The sequence below is a fragment of the Allobosea sp. 10N428 genome (assembly GCF_056394545.1).
The window spans coordinates 1-15453 of sequence record NZ_JBFTIC010000019.1; the positions used below are offsets into that span (position 1 = coordinate 1).

General features: G+C 61.5%; 15 protein-coding genes and 2 pseudogenes. 5 read left to right on the plus strand and 12 right to left on the minus strand.

Annotation, left to right across the window (positions count from 1 at the left end; translation table 11 throughout):
* Positions 1 to 148: 148 nt before the first annotated feature.
* From AC1DDA_RS26480 to AC1DDA_RS26520, 9 genes and pseudogenes are all read right to left on the minus strand, one after another.
* A pseudogene (locus tag AC1DDA_RS26480) lies at positions 149 to 1159 on the minus strand (PAS domain-containing protein); the annotation flags it as partial.
* Positions 1139 to 2176, minus strand: a pseudogene (locus AC1DDA_RS26485) (PAS domain-containing protein); the annotation flags it as partial. The pseudogenes AC1DDA_RS26485 and AC1DDA_RS26480, both read right to left, overlap by 21 nt.
* Before the next feature lie 144 nt (positions 2177 to 2320).
* Positions 2321 to 3268, minus strand: a complete 948-nt coding sequence (locus tag AC1DDA_RS26490) for a mechanosensitive ion channel family protein (protein ID WP_476798002.1) — start codon at positions 3266 to 3268, stop codon at positions 2321 to 2323.
* An 87-nt stretch (positions 3269 to 3355) separates the two neighbouring features.
* Complete coding sequence (locus AC1DDA_RS26495; protein WP_061971268.1) at positions 3356 to 4108, minus strand: SDR family oxidoreductase; 753 nt, start codon at positions 4106 to 4108, stop codon at positions 3356 to 3358.
* A 145-nt stretch (positions 4109 to 4253) separates the two neighbouring features.
* Positions 4254 to 5171 carry an MBL fold metallo-hydrolase gene (locus tag AC1DDA_RS26500; RefSeq protein WP_061971266.1) on the minus strand — a complete coding sequence of 306 codons (918 nt, stop codon included), beginning with the start codon at positions 5169 to 5171 and terminating at the stop codon, positions 4254 to 4256.
* A gap of 282 nt (positions 5172 to 5453) precedes the next feature.
* Positions 5454 to 6233 (minus strand): alpha/beta fold hydrolase, encoded by a 780-nt coding sequence (locus AC1DDA_RS26505; RefSeq protein WP_061971264.1) that lies wholly within the window; start codon positions 6231 to 6233, stop codon positions 5454 to 5456.
* A 99-nt stretch (positions 6234 to 6332) separates the two neighbouring features.
* Entirely contained in the window at positions 6333 to 6863 is a 531-nt protein-coding gene (locus AC1DDA_RS26510) for a hypothetical protein (protein ID WP_476798003.1), read from the minus strand.
* A gap of 243 nt (positions 6864 to 7106) precedes the next feature.
* Entirely contained in the window at positions 7107 to 8750 is a 1644-nt protein-coding gene (locus AC1DDA_RS26515; RefSeq protein WP_244493000.1) for a DHA2 family efflux MFS transporter permease subunit, read from the minus strand.
* Entirely contained in the window at positions 8747 to 9811 is a 1065-nt protein-coding gene (locus tag AC1DDA_RS26520) for an HlyD family secretion protein (protein ID WP_061971262.1), read from the minus strand. Before AC1DDA_RS26520 ends, AC1DDA_RS26515 begins: the two co-directional genes overlap by 4 nt.
* A gap of 94 nt (positions 9812 to 9905) precedes the next feature.
* Here AC1DDA_RS26520 and AC1DDA_RS26525 point away from each other — a divergent pair, with 94 nt between their 5' ends.
* Both AC1DDA_RS26525 and AC1DDA_RS26530 read left to right on the plus strand, forming a co-directional pair.
* Positions 9906 to 10502: a TetR/AcrR family transcriptional regulator gene (locus tag AC1DDA_RS26525; RefSeq protein ID WP_082617699.1), complete on the plus strand. Its 597-nt coding sequence runs from the start codon at positions 9906 to 9908 to the stop codon at positions 10500 to 10502.
* A gap of 12 nt (positions 10503 to 10514) precedes the next feature.
* A complete protein-coding gene (locus AC1DDA_RS26530) occupies positions 10515 to 10763 on the plus strand; it encodes a hypothetical protein (protein WP_476798004.1) in 249 nt (82 codons plus the stop codon).
* A 22-nt stretch (positions 10764 to 10785) separates the two neighbouring features.
* Here the strand turns inward: AC1DDA_RS26530 and AC1DDA_RS26535 are convergent, their stop codons facing one another.
* The 3 genes from AC1DDA_RS26535 to AC1DDA_RS26545 form a co-directional block, all read right to left on the minus strand.
* Entirely contained in the window at positions 10786 to 11139 is a 354-nt protein-coding gene (locus tag AC1DDA_RS26535) for an SPW repeat protein (protein WP_061971257.1), read from the minus strand.
* Between the two features lie 465 nt (positions 11140 to 11604).
* Positions 11605 to 12186 carry a hypothetical protein gene (locus AC1DDA_RS26540; RefSeq protein ID WP_061971255.1) on the minus strand — a complete coding sequence of 194 codons (582 nt, stop codon included), beginning with the start codon at positions 12184 to 12186 and terminating at the stop codon, positions 11605 to 11607.
* A 248-nt stretch (positions 12187 to 12434) separates the two neighbouring features.
* The gene (locus tag AC1DDA_RS26545) at positions 12435 to 12653 is read right to left on the minus strand and encodes a hypothetical protein (protein ID WP_476798005.1); all 219 of its coding nucleotides are present in this window, start codon (positions 12651 to 12653) and stop codon (positions 12435 to 12437) included.
* Positions 12654 to 12978: 325 nt separating this feature from the next.
* Here AC1DDA_RS26545 and AC1DDA_RS26550 point away from each other — a divergent pair, with 325 nt between their 5' ends.
* The 3 genes from AC1DDA_RS26550 (at position 12979) to AC1DDA_RS26560 (ending at position 15439) form a co-directional block, all read left to right on the plus strand.
* Positions 12979 to 13821: an alpha/beta fold hydrolase gene (locus AC1DDA_RS26550; protein WP_476798006.1), complete on the plus strand. Its 843-nt coding sequence runs from the start codon at positions 12979 to 12981 to the stop codon at positions 13819 to 13821.
* A gap of 52 nt (positions 13822 to 13873) precedes the next feature.
* A complete protein-coding gene (locus AC1DDA_RS26555; protein ID WP_476798007.1) occupies positions 13874 to 14506 on the plus strand; it encodes a glutathione binding-like protein in 633 nt (210 codons plus the stop codon).
* A 102-nt stretch (positions 14507 to 14608) separates the two neighbouring features.
* Entirely contained in the window at positions 14609 to 15439 is an 831-nt protein-coding gene (locus AC1DDA_RS26560) for an alpha/beta fold hydrolase (protein ID WP_476798008.1), read from the plus strand.
* Positions 15440 to 15453 lie beyond the last annotated feature (14 nt).

Genomic DNA, 15453 nt, shown 5'->3' on the forward strand with positions numbered 1-15453 from the left:
TACAACCGCCACAGACCCCACTCGGCCCTCGGCAACATCACGCCCGCCGAGTTCGCCCTCAAATCCACGCTGGAAAAACAGGCCGCATGAGGCYAGAAACGAAACTCAGGACTCTCTCTCAGACCGGAGGAGAAAAGGGTCTCAGGTCAACTCCGGCATCGAGGGTGGCGAGCAACCGCGATTGATTCTCGCCATCCAGCTCCTCGAGCTCGTAACCGAGGAATTCACGGAGCTGGCGACTGCGATAGACCGGCTCGCCATTGGGCTTTGCGCAATCAATCATAGCCGGCAAGGTTTCGACCAACTGCCAGAGGAAGCGCTCCCGTTCGCGCAGCGCCTCCTCGGTCCGGAGCTGATCATCGATGTCATGCGACAGTCCGTACCATTGGAGAATGCGGCCTGTGACATCCCGAAATGGTTCGGCGCGCCCCTCCATCCAGCGATAGACGCCATCGGCACGACGCAGGCGATATCGCATCGAGAAGCGCTCGCCGGTGGCCAGAGAATGGCTGAGTGTCTGCTGCAATCCCGCTGCATCCTCAGGGTGAACGGACGTCCGCAAGATTCCTGCCAACCGGTCCGGCGCAATCTGCTCGGACGCGGCGTCATTCAGTCCGAAAAAGTCGATGAGGCGCTTGTTGAAGAAGCTTGGCTCGCCGTCCGGTTTCAGTTGCCAGAGAAAGCTCGGCACCAGATCGACCAACTGCATCAACTCGCGTTCGCGGTGACGCAATTCGGCCTGCGTACTCACAAGATCATGAATGTCGACGCTAACGCCGTACCAACGGAGAATAGCGCCGGTCTCGTCGCGCAGCGGATCCGCGCGGGTCTCGGTCCAGCGATAGGAACCATCCGCCCGAAGCTGGCGATATTTGATCCTGTAAGGCTTACCCGTCGCGATCGACTCCATGTAAGCATTGATTGCAGCCTCGCGATGATCGGCATGAATCATGACGTTCAACGACATCGAACCGTCGGGCGCCGTAATCGTGTCCAGCGTCGCGCCCGTCACCTCGGTGAGATGTTTGTTGACGTAGACAGGCCATCCCTTGTCCGTCGCGCTCCAGATGGAGGCTGGGACAGTCTCGATAAGTTGCTCGAGAAGACGCTCCCTTTCCCGGAGGCCTGCTTCGGTTCGCTTGTAGACGTCGATGTCGATCGAAGTACCGAACCAGCCGACGACGGCGCCGGAGCTGTCACGCACGGCGCGCGCAGAGCTGCGACCCCAAGCAAAAATGCCAGTCTTACGACGGATACGAAACTCCGCGTTGAGGGGCTCGCCCGTCCGGAGGCAGTGACGCCATTGTCGGGCTAGTTCATCATGGTCTTCTGGATGGACGATCTGCCCCCAGGCGATATCGCCCTCATCGCATGAGCGGTTCAGGTCTTCAGGCGTCAAACCCAGAGTGGCTTGAGCGAAAGCCGGCAGGTAAATCCAGCGTCCGTCCCGGTCCAGCGCCCAGCCATTACCAAAGAGATCTTCGATCGTTCGCGCCTTGGCGATGACATCGCCGGCGTCGTCACGAGATGGGCCGCGCTCCACGACTGCCTCATGCGGGTCCAGTTCCGGCACAGAGACACCCGGCTTAGTGGCAGGCTCCCAACGCGATCGTACCCAGCGATGCGAGCCATCAGGTTCGAGCTGACGATGCTGAAGAACCTGGGGCACACCCGTCCAGAGCGCCCGTGCCATGGCGTGCGCGACGCCAGTGCGGTCGTCCGGGTGAACGGCCTCGAACCGGGGCGCGCGCTGGATGGCAGCCTCGCCATTGCCATGCAGTACTTCGGCATCATCCCGTGCTGGATTATCTCGCAGATGGGCCGACGCGCCTTGCGCACAGGAACTCACCGTAACCGCGCAGACGGAAACCGCGATTGCCGCCAGCGGCAACCAGGTCGGCAACGATTCTGGCAAAGGCGTCCCATGGAGAAAAACAGTGACCACCAGGAGGAGAATGAGAACCGCCAGCGCCAATGCGATGTGCAGGGACGATCTGAGTTTCACATAGGTGGATAGCGCCGCGAGCGGGGCAATATACCCGTACATCGCACCCGTGAGCCAAGCGACGGCGATCCCGACTACGGATGCCATGATCGCGATCGCTACTCGATGATCCAGTCGTGCCGTCGCCATTCGACCGTCCTCGTCGAAAACATTGAGCCGCTCCGTCGGCATGTTCGCGCGGCCAGAGGACGTAGGCCGAACTCGCACCCAGCACGGAGCCACAGGTCATTCGGCACGCTAGCTGTGCGAAGCCTCCAGCGCACTTATGGAAATCCATGATCTGCGTGGAGTTTAGTGAGCGATGGGAAAGAAGGCTCAGGCGGGCGGCGCCAGCGAAAGTCCGCTGGTCTCGCATCGGCCATGAATCAGGTCGATGATCTCGTTCTTGGCTGATATCCCCATGGCAACGCTCGCGACCCGGAATTGCAATTCCACTTCGATTGCCACCGCGTCGATGGCTCTCAGAACGACGGTCGGCGGCGGATCTGCGACGATCCGGATACTGCTCTCGAGCACGGTCCGCATGGCCTCCTCGACAAAGCTCGGCCTCTGTCCGGCGGCGAAGCGCACGCCCAACGTGATCTGATGGGTTTCGTCGGGTCGGCTCAGGCTGGTCAGGCTCTGCCTTGCGAGCTGGCTGTTCGGCAGCACGACGATATTGTTCACCGCAGTCAGGAGGTTCGTGGAACGCCAGTTCGATTCCGTGACCCGTCCCGCCGTGCCGTCGCTCAACTGGATCCAGTCACCGATCGCATAGGCCCTGCCCAGCGTCAGAGCGATGCCTGAGAAACCGTCGCCCAGCGTATTCTGCAACGCCAGACCCAGGATGACCGCTACGACACCCGAGGTTGTCACCAGGGTGGCGATCGGCATGCCGAAGACGAAGCCCATGACCGACAACGCCACGCCGAGATAGATGACGGCAACCGCCATATCCATAATCAGATGCGCCTCACGCGGCTTGCGATTGAGACTGACATAGATGTGGATTAAGCCGATGGTCGTCCACGCGAGATGAGTCCACCAGAGGATCATGGCCGATTTCGAAAGCAGCGCGGTGAAGCCCTGTGTGTAGATGCTTTCGGGCTGAGCCGGAGCAATGTCTCCAACGTAGAGCACCAGGCTCATACAGAAGAAAAACAGGATCTGAACGATCAGGCGTGCTGTCGGTCGGTTGCTGCCTTGAAGGTGCCACACGACGACACCGGCAGCTCCGAGAACATTGAGGAGTACGATCGGCAGGAAATGGTCATCGCCGAACATGAGGCCCTCACCGAAATCTGCCGAACCCGTGGAAGTCAGAGCGTCGAACTGATCGGGCCGCCCATTGGGCGGCCCGTGAGCTTGTGGCTACTTTCGAGGTGCCGTCGCGAACCAGCGGTCGAAGTCGATCCGCCCGATGCGCGGATTGTTGTCGGAGACCAGCGAACCCGCGTCGAGCCGAGTACCGAAGTAGTGGGCCTCGGGGTCAGCAATGACCTTGCGAGTATCGCCAATCGCCTTGAGGTAGCGCTCGACGAAATCGCAGAGGCGCGCACGCTCCGGCCCGGCGATCTCGATGATTCCATTGGTCGGCGCCGCCAGGGCCGCTTCCGCCACGAAGTCCGCGACATCGTCGGAGGCGATCGGCTGGAGATTGCCTGTCGACAGCCGGGTCGTGTCGCCGGCAGTGCCTGCCTGCGCGATGCCGCCGAGGAATTCCATGAACTGAGTGGAGCGAAGGATTGTATAGGGGACTCCGGATTCCCGGACGATTTTCTCCTGCGCCACCTTAGCCCGGAGATAGCCGCTGTCCGGCAGACGATCGGTGCCGACGATGGAGAGCGCCACATGGTGTTTCACACCGGCCTCTTCCTCCGCCTTCGTCAGGTTTCGGCCAGAAACCTGGAAGAACTCGAGCACCGCCTTGTCCTCGAAGGAGGGAGAGTTCGCGAGGTCGACGACCACTGAGGCGTTCTCAAGCGCCTTCTCCAGGCCTTCCCCGGTGATCGTATTCACGCCGGTGTTGGGCGCCGCGGCGACGACTTCGTGTCCGTGCTTGCGCAGGCGCTCCGCAGTCTTGGAACCGATCAGGCCAGTTCCACCGATGATGACGATCTTCATGTGATCTCTCCGTTCGCAGCCGCTCATGCGACGTGCCATTCGATAGGCATTGAGGGGAACCGACCTCGTCGAGGCCGGGCTTGTCGGCCGAACCGGGAGCGTCGTTTGTGGTGGGTGGCCCGGTCCGGCCGCGAACAGGAAGCGTTCAGTAGTCCCAGAAAACGGGCACCCAGCGGAAAGTGTCGCCATCCGCGGCCACACGTCCGACGGACGGGAATGGCAGGTGAGTGGCCACCAACTGTTCGCCGGTTTCCGCCAGTTCCGTCAGGAGACGGATGCGCACGCGGGCCGCCTCCTCAGGGTCGTGCTCGAAGCCGTTGTGCCAGTCGGGATGCTCGAAGCCGACCGCGAACACGGCGTCACCAGCGAATGTCAGCCGGTCGCCGCCGGAGGCCATGCGAACCACACTGTGGCCGGGGGTATGGCCTCCAGTTCGACGGGCGACGACGCCGGGGGCGACCTCATGCTCATCCTTGAACAACCGAAGCTGGCTGCGGTACTCCTTCGCGAACCGCTTGGCTGTTGCCCGGAGCGCGTCCGGGAAGCCCTGCGGCATGACGGCGTGGGTGAAGTCGGGCGCCTCCCAGAACTCGACCTCGGCGGCCGCAACGTGGATCCGAAGGTCCGGACGCATCCGCTCCTTGACCCCGTCGACGAGAAGCCCGCCGATGTGATCCATGTGCATGTGTGTCAAGACAACATCGGTTACGGACCCGAGATCGATCCCTGCCGCCTCCAGCCGCTTCACGAGTTGTCCGGCGCGCGGCAGGTTCAAATTCGGGTCCAACCCGAGCCCGGCATCGACGAGGATGGTCTGGCTGCCGCTCCGGACAACGACCACGTTCAGCGACCAATCGAACGCATCCGGCGGCAGGAACATGTCGTTCAGCCAAGCCGCCCGTTCGGTGGCGTCGGCGTTGTGTCCGAGCATCTTGGTAGGAAGCGGCAGAACTCCGTCGCTGATCACCAGCACGTCGATCTCGCCGACCCGCACGGCATAACGTGACGGAACTAGCTCTTCTGGACCCGGCTTCCCGGGACGCAAGGCGATGTCTAGGCTCATGATTATCTCCTGCTGATTACCGCTCTAATCACGGCTTGATTACGATGTATTAGAACGAATTGAATATCGATTGATCTTAGTGTTAGAAGATTCTATACTATATGATAGATAGATCATTGGAAATATAACGACTTGTTATGTGCTGATATTACGCAATATGAGCGCTACTAAAAATATTAAGGGCAGAGCCCAGGAAGGCCAACTTTTCGCGGGGGCAGGCATGGCCAAGGGTTCTCGCCCAGACCGAGATGGCGTGCGGATTTGGCTCCCCGCTGCCGCCGCCTAGCGCGACGCGGCCAGCTCGATCAGCGAGGCGACCCGCGCGGGATGAGAAATCATCACGACGTGCGAAGCTCCCTTGACCCTGACCGTCTTCACCGCCTGCGCACGCTGCGCCATGAACGCCATTGCCGCCGGCGGGATGTTCAGATCGCCCGTCCCGTAGATCGAGTAGGACGGCAGCGTCTTCCACGAAGGTGTGCCGGAGGGTTCCGCCAGTGCGGCTTCGGCGACGGGACGCTGCGTAACCGCCATCGCGGCTGCCTGGCGCCTCGGAACATCGGCAGCGAACTGGCTCGGGAACCTGTCCGGCTTGATGTAGAGATCGCGTCCTCCACTCACCAGTTCGACCGGGTGGATCGCGCTACTGAGAGTGCTTCCGGGAAATCTGCCGGTGAGCGACAGGCTGGATTCTCCTGTATCCGGCGCGAATGCGGCGACGTAGACCAGCGCCTTCACGTTCGGTTGCCCATTCGCAGCCTCCGTGATCACCGGGCCACCATAGGAATGGCCGACCAGCACAACGGGGCCGGCGATCGATCGGATGAGCGCTCCGACTTCCGCTGCATCGGCCTTTAGGCTCCGCAAGGGATTGGCGGCGGCGATTGCCCGGTATCCGCTCTTGTTCAACCGCGAGACCACGGCATTCCAGCTTGCGGATTCAGCAAAGGCGCCGTGGACGAGGATGATGGTCGGTCTGGCATGCGGCGCTGCATACAATGGCTGACTCGGCGCGCCGGCCAGTGCGGCTGCCACTGCGAATGTGAATGCGCTCGGTCTCATCTGCGTTCTCCTGTGTTCTCGGAGGGCGGCATGGCGAGGGTGCGCTTAGCGCGAGAGGACCGCCGCCAGTTCTGGGAATTCCCCGGGCAAGACGGGTTCTTACTTCCGGGATGGATTGCCGCGTGGGCAAGGCGAAGGGCAAAAGCGTTCTGCCGGCACGGGCCGCATCTCTGACGTTTGCAGCACAGCCTGTGGCGCGTTGCGCACTGCCCAGAAGGTCAGTACCAGTCCAAGGAGCGCCGGAAGCGTCACCGCTGGAAAGTCTCTTGGAATGACCGACGGAGAACAGATACCGACGGCAACCTCCCAAAAGTGAAACAGCGCGTGAGAGCAGAGCCATGCCGTCGCGGCCGCCCAGTATCCGACGCGGCGCTCCGGCAGGAGCAGACCCAAACCAAACGACACGCCCAGGAAGAGCTGGATCATCCCGATGTCGCGGATGAAGTGCTGGTTGAAGAAGCCCGTGTCGGTCACGCCCGGCACCAGTTCGTACCAGGCCAGCGGAGCAACGAGCATGAAGGCGCCGTTCAGGGACAGAAATATCCCGTTGAAGGCGACCATCGTCACGACGGCCGCTGCAACAGCGCGGTTTTGAGGCAGGACGGCCTTACCTGCGAAGACTTCTTTCATAGGTAGCTCCTCCCGAATGTGCGCCACGCCATGCAATCGAAATGAGTCCGAGAGGGCCGGCGGCGCGAAGACAGGACCGGAATTCTTCACATCGGAAGCTTGAGCCGCTATTGCCCTGACAGCAGCCTGCTCTCGATAAAAGTCGGTCCGACCTGTACATCTGCATAGGGATGACGGACCAAGGTCGTGCGCAGGGCTGCATGGTCGAGCGGTTTCGGCCGTTCGCCGCTCGCTTCGCGGCCTTTATCGATCCGCCAGTCGGACCGACAATTGTTCTGTTTTTTCCGGCCGAGACGGTTGTCGCTTGGAGCGGCGGACGAGCCCGATCTTGACCGCGACGAGCACCGGAGCCGCGACCACAAACAGCATCGCGACGGCAATGAACGCTGAGTCGAATGCGATCACGGTTGATTGCACGGTAACGGACTTTCCCAGCATGCTCCTGGCTCCTTGAGCGGCCGCCACTGGGTCGAGACCCTTTCCTGCGAGAATGGCGGCCACCGCCGTAAGGCGCTCGTTCACGGTCGGGATGCCCGAACTGATGTGCAGAGCGAATACGGTGGTATTGGCGGCGACGTTCCGGTCAATCAGCGTCTGGAGGGCGGCGACCCCGATAAGGCCGCCGAGCTGTCGCCCGGTATTGAAGATGCCGATGCCGGACGCAAGATTGTGACGGCGGAGATCGCCGAAAGCGATCAGCGTGATAGACAGGAACAGGAACCCGAGACCGAATCCGCGCAGCAGAACCGCCGGCATCATATCGGCGGTGCCGCTCTCGCTGGTCGATCCGGACAGCATCCACATCGCCGTCATCACCATGAGGATGCCGAAGGGCACCGTGGCGATCGGCGGAAGGCGACGAAACTGCATGAGCACGGCTGCCACGAGTAGTGCGGCGATGAAAAGCGCGCCGCTCGGAAGCAGGAGTTGTCCGGCATCTGTCGGCGTGAACGCCAGGACGGACACCGCGAAGGCGGGAATGAGATAGGCACTTCCGAAAAGCGCAGCGCCAGCTACAAAGCTGACCATGAAGGCGAAGAGGAAATCCTGAGATCGAAAGCAGCTAATATCGAGCAGACCTCGACGCTTCACCGCCGCCTGCTGCCCGATAAAGCCGACAAGGGAGGCCGCGCCGAGCCCGCTCAGCCATCTTATCCGTGGCTCTTCAAACCAGTCCCAGCGGCTGCCTTGGCTGAGAACATAGGCGAAGCAGAACATGGTGATCGAAATGAGAGCGACGCCAAGCCAGTCGAAAGGGCGTTTGGCGATGCTGGCGCTCTGCCGGTGTTCCGGGAGCAGGAGGATGCCGGCTCCCGCCAAGGCGATCGGAACGGCGCTGAAGAAGATCCAGTTCCAAGACTGATCGTCGAGCAGCCAGCCTTGGAGAGCGGGCGCTACAGTAGCGGGCGCAACGACTGCCCCAATGGCAAACAAGGCTTGAAGGACAGGCTGGTGTCGGCGCGGATAGGTGATGAACAGCAGCATCTGCCCCGCAACCAGCAGAGTGCCTCCGGAGAAGCCCTGAGCGGCCCGCAGCGCCACCAGCAGGTCCAGCCGAGTGGTGACAGCGGCCATGGCGCAGGCCAATCCCATCAGGAGAGTCGATCCTATCACCAGGCGATGTGGCTCAACGCGACTTGAAAGCGCATGGGCGGTCATGAAGGCGATCAGCTTAGATGTCGTGTAGGCAACGTCGAGCCACGCGAACTCGTCGGGCGTGGCGTGAACATCTCCGATGATGTCACTTCGCCCCAGCGACAGGACGGTGCCGGTGATCGCTTCCGTCAGCGTCGTCAGAACGATGCCCACGACCAGAAGCGCGTCGGATACGGCGCGGTTGCGAGTGGACACAATTCGAGCCTGCGACAGGGGAGCGGGCTCGGTCACGACGGGCTCGACAGGTCGATCGCAACGCGCGCCGAGAGGCCCGGTACGAGGCGGCCGGGCGGCGGATGGTCGAGAAAACGGATCTTGACCGGGACGCGCTGCACGACGCGAACGAAATTCCCGGTCGCATTGTCCGCGGGCAGCAGGCTGAATGCTGAGCCGCTGCCTGGGGCGAAGCTGTCCACGACACCGTGGAAGGCCTCGTCAGGATAGCCGTCGATCGTGATACGCAGCCGCTGCCCGGGCTGAATGCGCGCGATCTGGGTCTCCTTGAAATTTGCCACCACCCACAGATCGGCGATGGGCACCAAGTCTAGGAGCGCGACACCGGGCGCGACGAGCCTTCCGACACGGACCTGCCGATTGCCGATCACGCCATCGATCGGTGCACGGACGACGGTGTTATCCAGATCGATCTGCGCCAGTTCCTGTGTTGCCTGCGCCTGCGCGACAGCGGCTACCGCGGCCTCGCGCTGGGCGGCCAGAACAACGAGACGCTGTCGCTGCGCTTCCTCCGTTGCCGCCGCCGCCGACACGCCTGCCTCGGTCCGCGATCGCGCGGCCTCCGCTTCGTCGAGTTGCGCTTGGCTGACCGCACCACGATGGATGAGTTCGCTACGGCGATCCCAAGCCCGCCTTGCCAGGCTCAGCTCCGCCTCGGCCGATCGGTTCTGCGCCACAGCTTGTCTGATGAAGGCCTGTTGGAGTCGGGTCTCAGCATCGACATTCGTGACACGCGCTTGGGCTGCCTCGAAATTGGCGACCGCTTGTGCCAACCGGGCGCGATAGTCTCGGTCGTCGATACGGAACAACACGTCGCCCGCGCGCACGGCCTGATTGTCTCCCGCCTCGACGACAGTGACATAGCCAGCGACCTTCGGCGCAAGCGATGTCACGTCTCCCCTGACATAGGCGTTATCCGTAAAGGCCTCGTCGCTTGAGCTGGTTCGCACCCAGCCGCCGGCGGCTGCTGCCACGGCAACGAGGCATAGTGACAATCCGGCGATTTTTTTCTTCCTGGACAGCGTCACGGCGCAATCTCCGGTAATGATCGTTACCATTGACCGTTATGGTAATATGAATTACCGGTCAATGACGTGTTTTTGGGAAGGACCGTGAAGTCCCGTGAATGGATCGAAAGAAGAGCAATCGAGCATGCGACGTGAGGCGCTGCTCAGAGCGGCGGCCGAGGAGTTCTTCGAGCGCGGCTATGTCGCGACGAGCATCGACGCGATCATCCAGCGCGCCGGCGGATCAAAACGCAACATCTACAATGAGTTCGGCAACAAGGAGGGCCTCTTTCTCGCCCTTGTGGAGGCGAACGCTGACGCGGCTCTCGCCTCCTTGGAGCTGGACGAAGTCGATAGCCGCGACCTGCGTGAAACGCTGACCAAATTCGGCCTGCATCTTCTCGCCGTCTACATGTCGCCAACGCTGATCGGCATCTACCGTACCATCGTTACCGAGGCGACCCGCTTCCCCGACCTCGCCAAGTCCTTCTACGAGCGCGGCCCGGGGCGCACGACATTGCGGCTGGCAGTCGTGCTCGAAACGGCCAAAGAACGCGGCGAGATCAAGTCTGACGACACCCTCCGGCTGGCAGGCCATTTTGTCGGTATGATCCGCGACAATCTGCATCTGCAAGTCATCCTCGGCCTGCGCGCCCCGCCATCGGTTGCTGAGGCTCGGGAAGCCGTGGTCTCGGCCGTCGAGGTCTTCCTGAACGGCGCGGTCTCGCGAAACTCTACGTAGCTGTCCGCCCCAGTGAATGCGCGTTCCGACCTTGGCAACGCTATCCGGTCCACCGAGCGCACGCTGTTCGGCATGCATTTCGCTGGTACGAAACGCCTCGCGTATGTCGTGCACGGTCTGAGCATCCCGCTTCATCACCATTTGGATCAGCGTGTCAGCCAGAAGTTCTTCAAGCGTCGGCTCGGAAATCTCGCACATGTTCACCCCGATCGTGATTTTGACGGGAACTCCGAGGCGGCCGATCAAAGCCGCCTCGAATAATCGTCGCGCATAGCGGCCAGGGCTACTTGAGCGGAGCGGGGCGAGCACTGCGTTTCGCGAGGATCTGGGTCGCCGCGATTGCCGCGATGCAGAGCCCCATCACCACATGTGTCCACATCGGAGCGGCAACGGCTCCAAAGCCCAACACGAAAGGAGCAATCACCGCCCAGGAGCCCAGGATGAGATTGTACCGAGCGGCGCCATTCTCATTTCGGTATAGTGCGATCGCGGAAAGGCACGCAATCAATCCCCCGGTGATGCCCGCGTTCCATGCTGCCAGCGGCGACCCGGCGAACGCCATAGAAGCGCAAGCCAAGCTGACTCCGAGGATCAAGTTGGTCCACTCAAGACCCTTGCTCGGCACTTCGTTCTTCATTTCAGTATCCTCTTTGCGAATTTCGGGAACCAAGAAAACAATTAGGTGCCCAATACGCAAAGTCTGATGATTTCCGGCGCCAAATCACGCTAGCTTATTTGAGAAATAACTTCACTGTTAAGACAGGAATCATGTTATAGAGATGCGCATTATCCTCTCACTCTGATGAGTCAGATATATACCTTTGGATATGTGGGTGTAATTCTTATAGCGCGAGCATTAATCCATGCCCGGCGTGCGATAATGGCGTCAGGAGAATGGCCTGCGTGTGCTTACTCGATGGCTCGCCAAAACGCTGTTGGACAGTCGACCATGTCCGGCCCTTGCCCGTCACAGTCGGTTGCAAGACGCCACCGAACAAGACCAGCTTGTCGGGGCCCGAAACCAGCGGCTCCTCGCCGTGGCCTACGGCACATCGGCGCGCAGTTTCGACGTCGAACCCGAGCGCAGCCTATTGAAACCAGCTTAGGCCATTCTGTCGACGCCCGTGGTGGCCGTCCTGCGGTCTACGATTGTGCCGTCGGGCGAATAGAAGAACTTGGCGCCGCTCGCTATCTGGTCGGAGTTGACGCCCTCCTTCGTGAGTTCCTTCCACAGGGCCGTCTTGTTCAGGGCAACAGTTGGGTTCTGCAACTCGGCATCGCCCTGATGGCGGGCGATGATCGCGTTGATAAGCTTCTGCTGGTCGGCCGAGGGGATTGCGACGTAGCCGCGCTCGTTCGCGGGGATTAACATTTGGATTGCAGGGTAATCGCCCGAAGCTTCCTGCTGGGCTTGATAAGCGAGCAAGTCGTCCTTGAACTCCTTGAGCTCCGCATCCGACGGCGATTTTTGCGCTTGGTTGGGCAGCGGTTGCGCCGACGGGCTCGATGGAGCCTTCGCTCCATTACCTTGCGCTGAGCCGAGGTCATAGGCGGGCCTATTGGGAAGGTAAGGTGAGCCGAACCCGGTAACGTTCATTTCCAACCCCATGCAACTCTCTTTGGCGTGGATCAGCAATCGCCGTGCCGTCAGCAGTCTCCGGGCAAGCTCGAAAAAAGCGAGCATTTACTATCACATAGGGCAAGGGCGCAGTCTTCAAACATCCTTGGCGGCGGCAAATTTTGCTCCGCAATCGGCAATGGTTTCCCACCGTAAAGTAGAATTAGAGCGCCAACCTAAGGGAGATGGCTTGTGGGTCGGTGTGGCTGGTAGGCTCGCGATGCTATCGCCATTCAATAAAAGGCCTCAGCATTGCAGCTCACTTCTGGTGCCTGCTGCGCCGAGGTAAGACCGGACGCAGTTCAAGGATACCCTTAGGCTTTAAGTCGCGCGGTAATCGCATGCAGGTTGAATGTCCGCTTCTCGGCGAAAGCCCAGCTTCCGCTTCTGGCGCGTTTCGTCTGCACGCGGGTGGCAGCTTTTTTTGCGAGATAGCAACGCACTTGATTGTGCAGGATTTGGCGGTCTTCAGTGAAAAACTGAAGTCGCGTCACCTGGACGAGGTTCCGTGCTTCGATGCCGTTCTCGGTCAACGAGTCATCGAGTTTCCTGCCAGCGCAGCAATGCGGACTCTTTCGGCCTCGCCCGCGCGCTATCGATCGTCGTCGGCTCCTTGAGAGGGGCAGAGGTCGAAATGTCCCGATCTCAGGCTTCTATGTCCGTCAATGAATCCGGATTGGCTTTACTGCTCTTTGGAGCAAGTTTTTCGAGGCCGCCGCCATGTCTTATCCAGGTTCCACCGAGAGCCGCCGCACTGTCCTGACCGGAGCGGTCGGTATTGCAGCAGCCGCGATTCTTCCGGCTCCCGCGTTCGCTACTCCCTTGTCCGCAATCCCCGCATCGAAAGGAAAGACCGCCATGAGCGCCGCTTACGTCACCACCAAGGACGGCGTGGAGATCTTCTACAAAGATTGGGGTCCGAAGAGCGCCCAGCCCATCGTCTTCCACCATGGCTGGCCCCTGTCATCGGACGACTGGGACGCGCAGATGCTGTTCTTCCTTCACAACGGCTATCGCGTGGTGGCGCATGACAGGCGTGGTCATGGTCGTTCATCGCAGGTCAGCGAAGGGCACGACATCGACCATTATGCCGCGGACGCCTCCGCAGTGGCCGAGCACCTGAATCTGCGTAACGCCGTGCATATCGGCCATTCGACGGGTGGCGGCGAGGTCGCGCGCTATGTCGCCAAGTTCGGTCAACCGCAGGGCCGCGTCGCCAAGGCGGTTCTGGTTTCGGCGATCCCGCCAATCATGGTGAAGACCGAAAAGAATCCCGAAGGCCTGCCTATGGCGGTGTTCGATGGCTTCCGCTCCGCGCTGGCAGCCAATCGCGCGCAGTTCTTCCTCGATGTGCCGACCGGACCGTTCTACGGCTTCAACAGGCCGGGCGTGACGCCGATCCCGGGCACGATCCAGAATTGGTGGCGCCAGGGCATGATGGGTTCGGCGAAGGCGCATTACGACGGCATCAAGGCTTTCTCCGAGACCGATCAGACCGATGACCTGAAGGACATCACCGTGCCGACGCTGGTCATGCACGGCGACGACGACCAGGTCGTGCCCTACGAGGATGCCGCCCTCAAGGCCGTGAAGCTGCTGAAGAACGGCACGCTGAAGCTTTACAAGGGCTATCCGCACGGGATGCTCACGACCCACGCCGACGTGATCAACCCAGACCTGCTCGCCTTCGTGAAGGCCTGATGAAGCGGTGCCTCGGCCCCAGGGCCGAGGCACCTGCCAGGAGGGCTGTTGCATGAAGCTTTACGTTCATCCGGGTGCGAGCTCGTTGTCGGTGCACATCCTGTTGCGCGAGATCGCGGAGCCCTTCGATCTCGAGGTCGTGAACGTAACGGCAAAGCAGCGGGCGGACGGCTCGGATTATCGCGATGTGGCTCCCAGAGGCATGGTGCCGCTGCTGGAGCTTCCTGGTGGCGAGCGGCTGACCGAGAACATGGTGATCGCGCAATTCATCTGTGACCAGGCGGAGCGACGCGATCTCATGCCTGCTCCCGGCACTATTGCGCGCTACCGGGTCATGGAATGGCAAAGTTTCGTCGCCGCCGAGCTGCACAAGAGCTTCATCCCGCTCAACTGGAAGATCGATGCGCCCATGCGCGAGCTCGTCCTCACCCGCACCCGGGGGCGTCTCGCCTTCGCCGAACAGGGGATGGTTGGGCCGTTCCTCACCGGCGAAATCTTCACCGCTGCCGACGCCTATCTCTTCGTCATCGCCAGCTGGACGCGCTTCTACGGCATCGCGCTCGACGCCTATCCCCGGCTGGCAGCTTTCCTTCGACTGGTCGGAGCGAGGCATTCGGTCGAGGCCGCGCTTCGAGCCGAAGGACACGGAATGATCAGCCTCGAGGATCCGACACCGGCGCCCTAAGCCTCCATCCGCCGACACCGACTCGATCAGCTTTCGCGCGGCTGCATGGGCGCCGCCGCGCTCGGAAAGGCTCGTCTTCATTCGAAGCGAAAGGAACCCACCATGCCAGATACTCTCGAACGGACTCCGACACGCTATGTCGATAGCGGCGGCCTACGCTTCGCCTATAGGCGGCTCGGGCCGGAAGCGGGTATTCCGCTCATCCTGCTGCAGCACTTCACCGGCACGATGGACGCGTGGGACCCGGTAGTGATCAATGCGCTGGCAGTGCGGCGCCCTGTGATCGCCTTCAACAATGCCGGCGTCGGCACCTCCTCCGGCGAAACACCCGACAGCGTCGAGCAGCAGGCCACCGATGCCGAAGCCTTCATCGCAGCGCTCGGCCTGAAGCAGGTCGACCTCCTCGGCTTCTCGCTCGGCGGCTTTCTGGCCCAGGTGATGGCGACGCGCGGCGCGGTCGAAGTCCGCAGGATGATTCTCGCAGGTACGGCTCCGCGCGGCGGCGAGGAGCATCTGCTGCAGGTCGTCGAAGAGGCTTTCGCCCGGAACGCGCGCGACGTCAGGCTTTCGCTCTTCTTCACGCCGTCCGAAGCCAGCCAGGCCGCCGGCGCTGCCTTCGTCGACCGCGCGAGTGTCCGGACGGTCGACCGTGATCCGGACCGCGGCGAAGCCGTCAGCAACCCGCAGGCGCAGGCCATCATCCGCTGGTGCGCGGAGCCCGACCCGAGTCCCGCCTCGCTCAGGGCGATCCGGCAGCCCACGCTTATCGTCCATGGCAGCGACGACACGATGTTCCCGTCGATCAATGCCTACGCGATGTTCAAGAACATGAGCAGCGCCACGCTCATTATCTATCCGGATTCAGGCCACGGTGCGCTGTTCCAGTATCCGGAAACATTCGTTTCGCATGTCGAGACCTTTCTCGACGCCTGAATCACGCAGCAAAT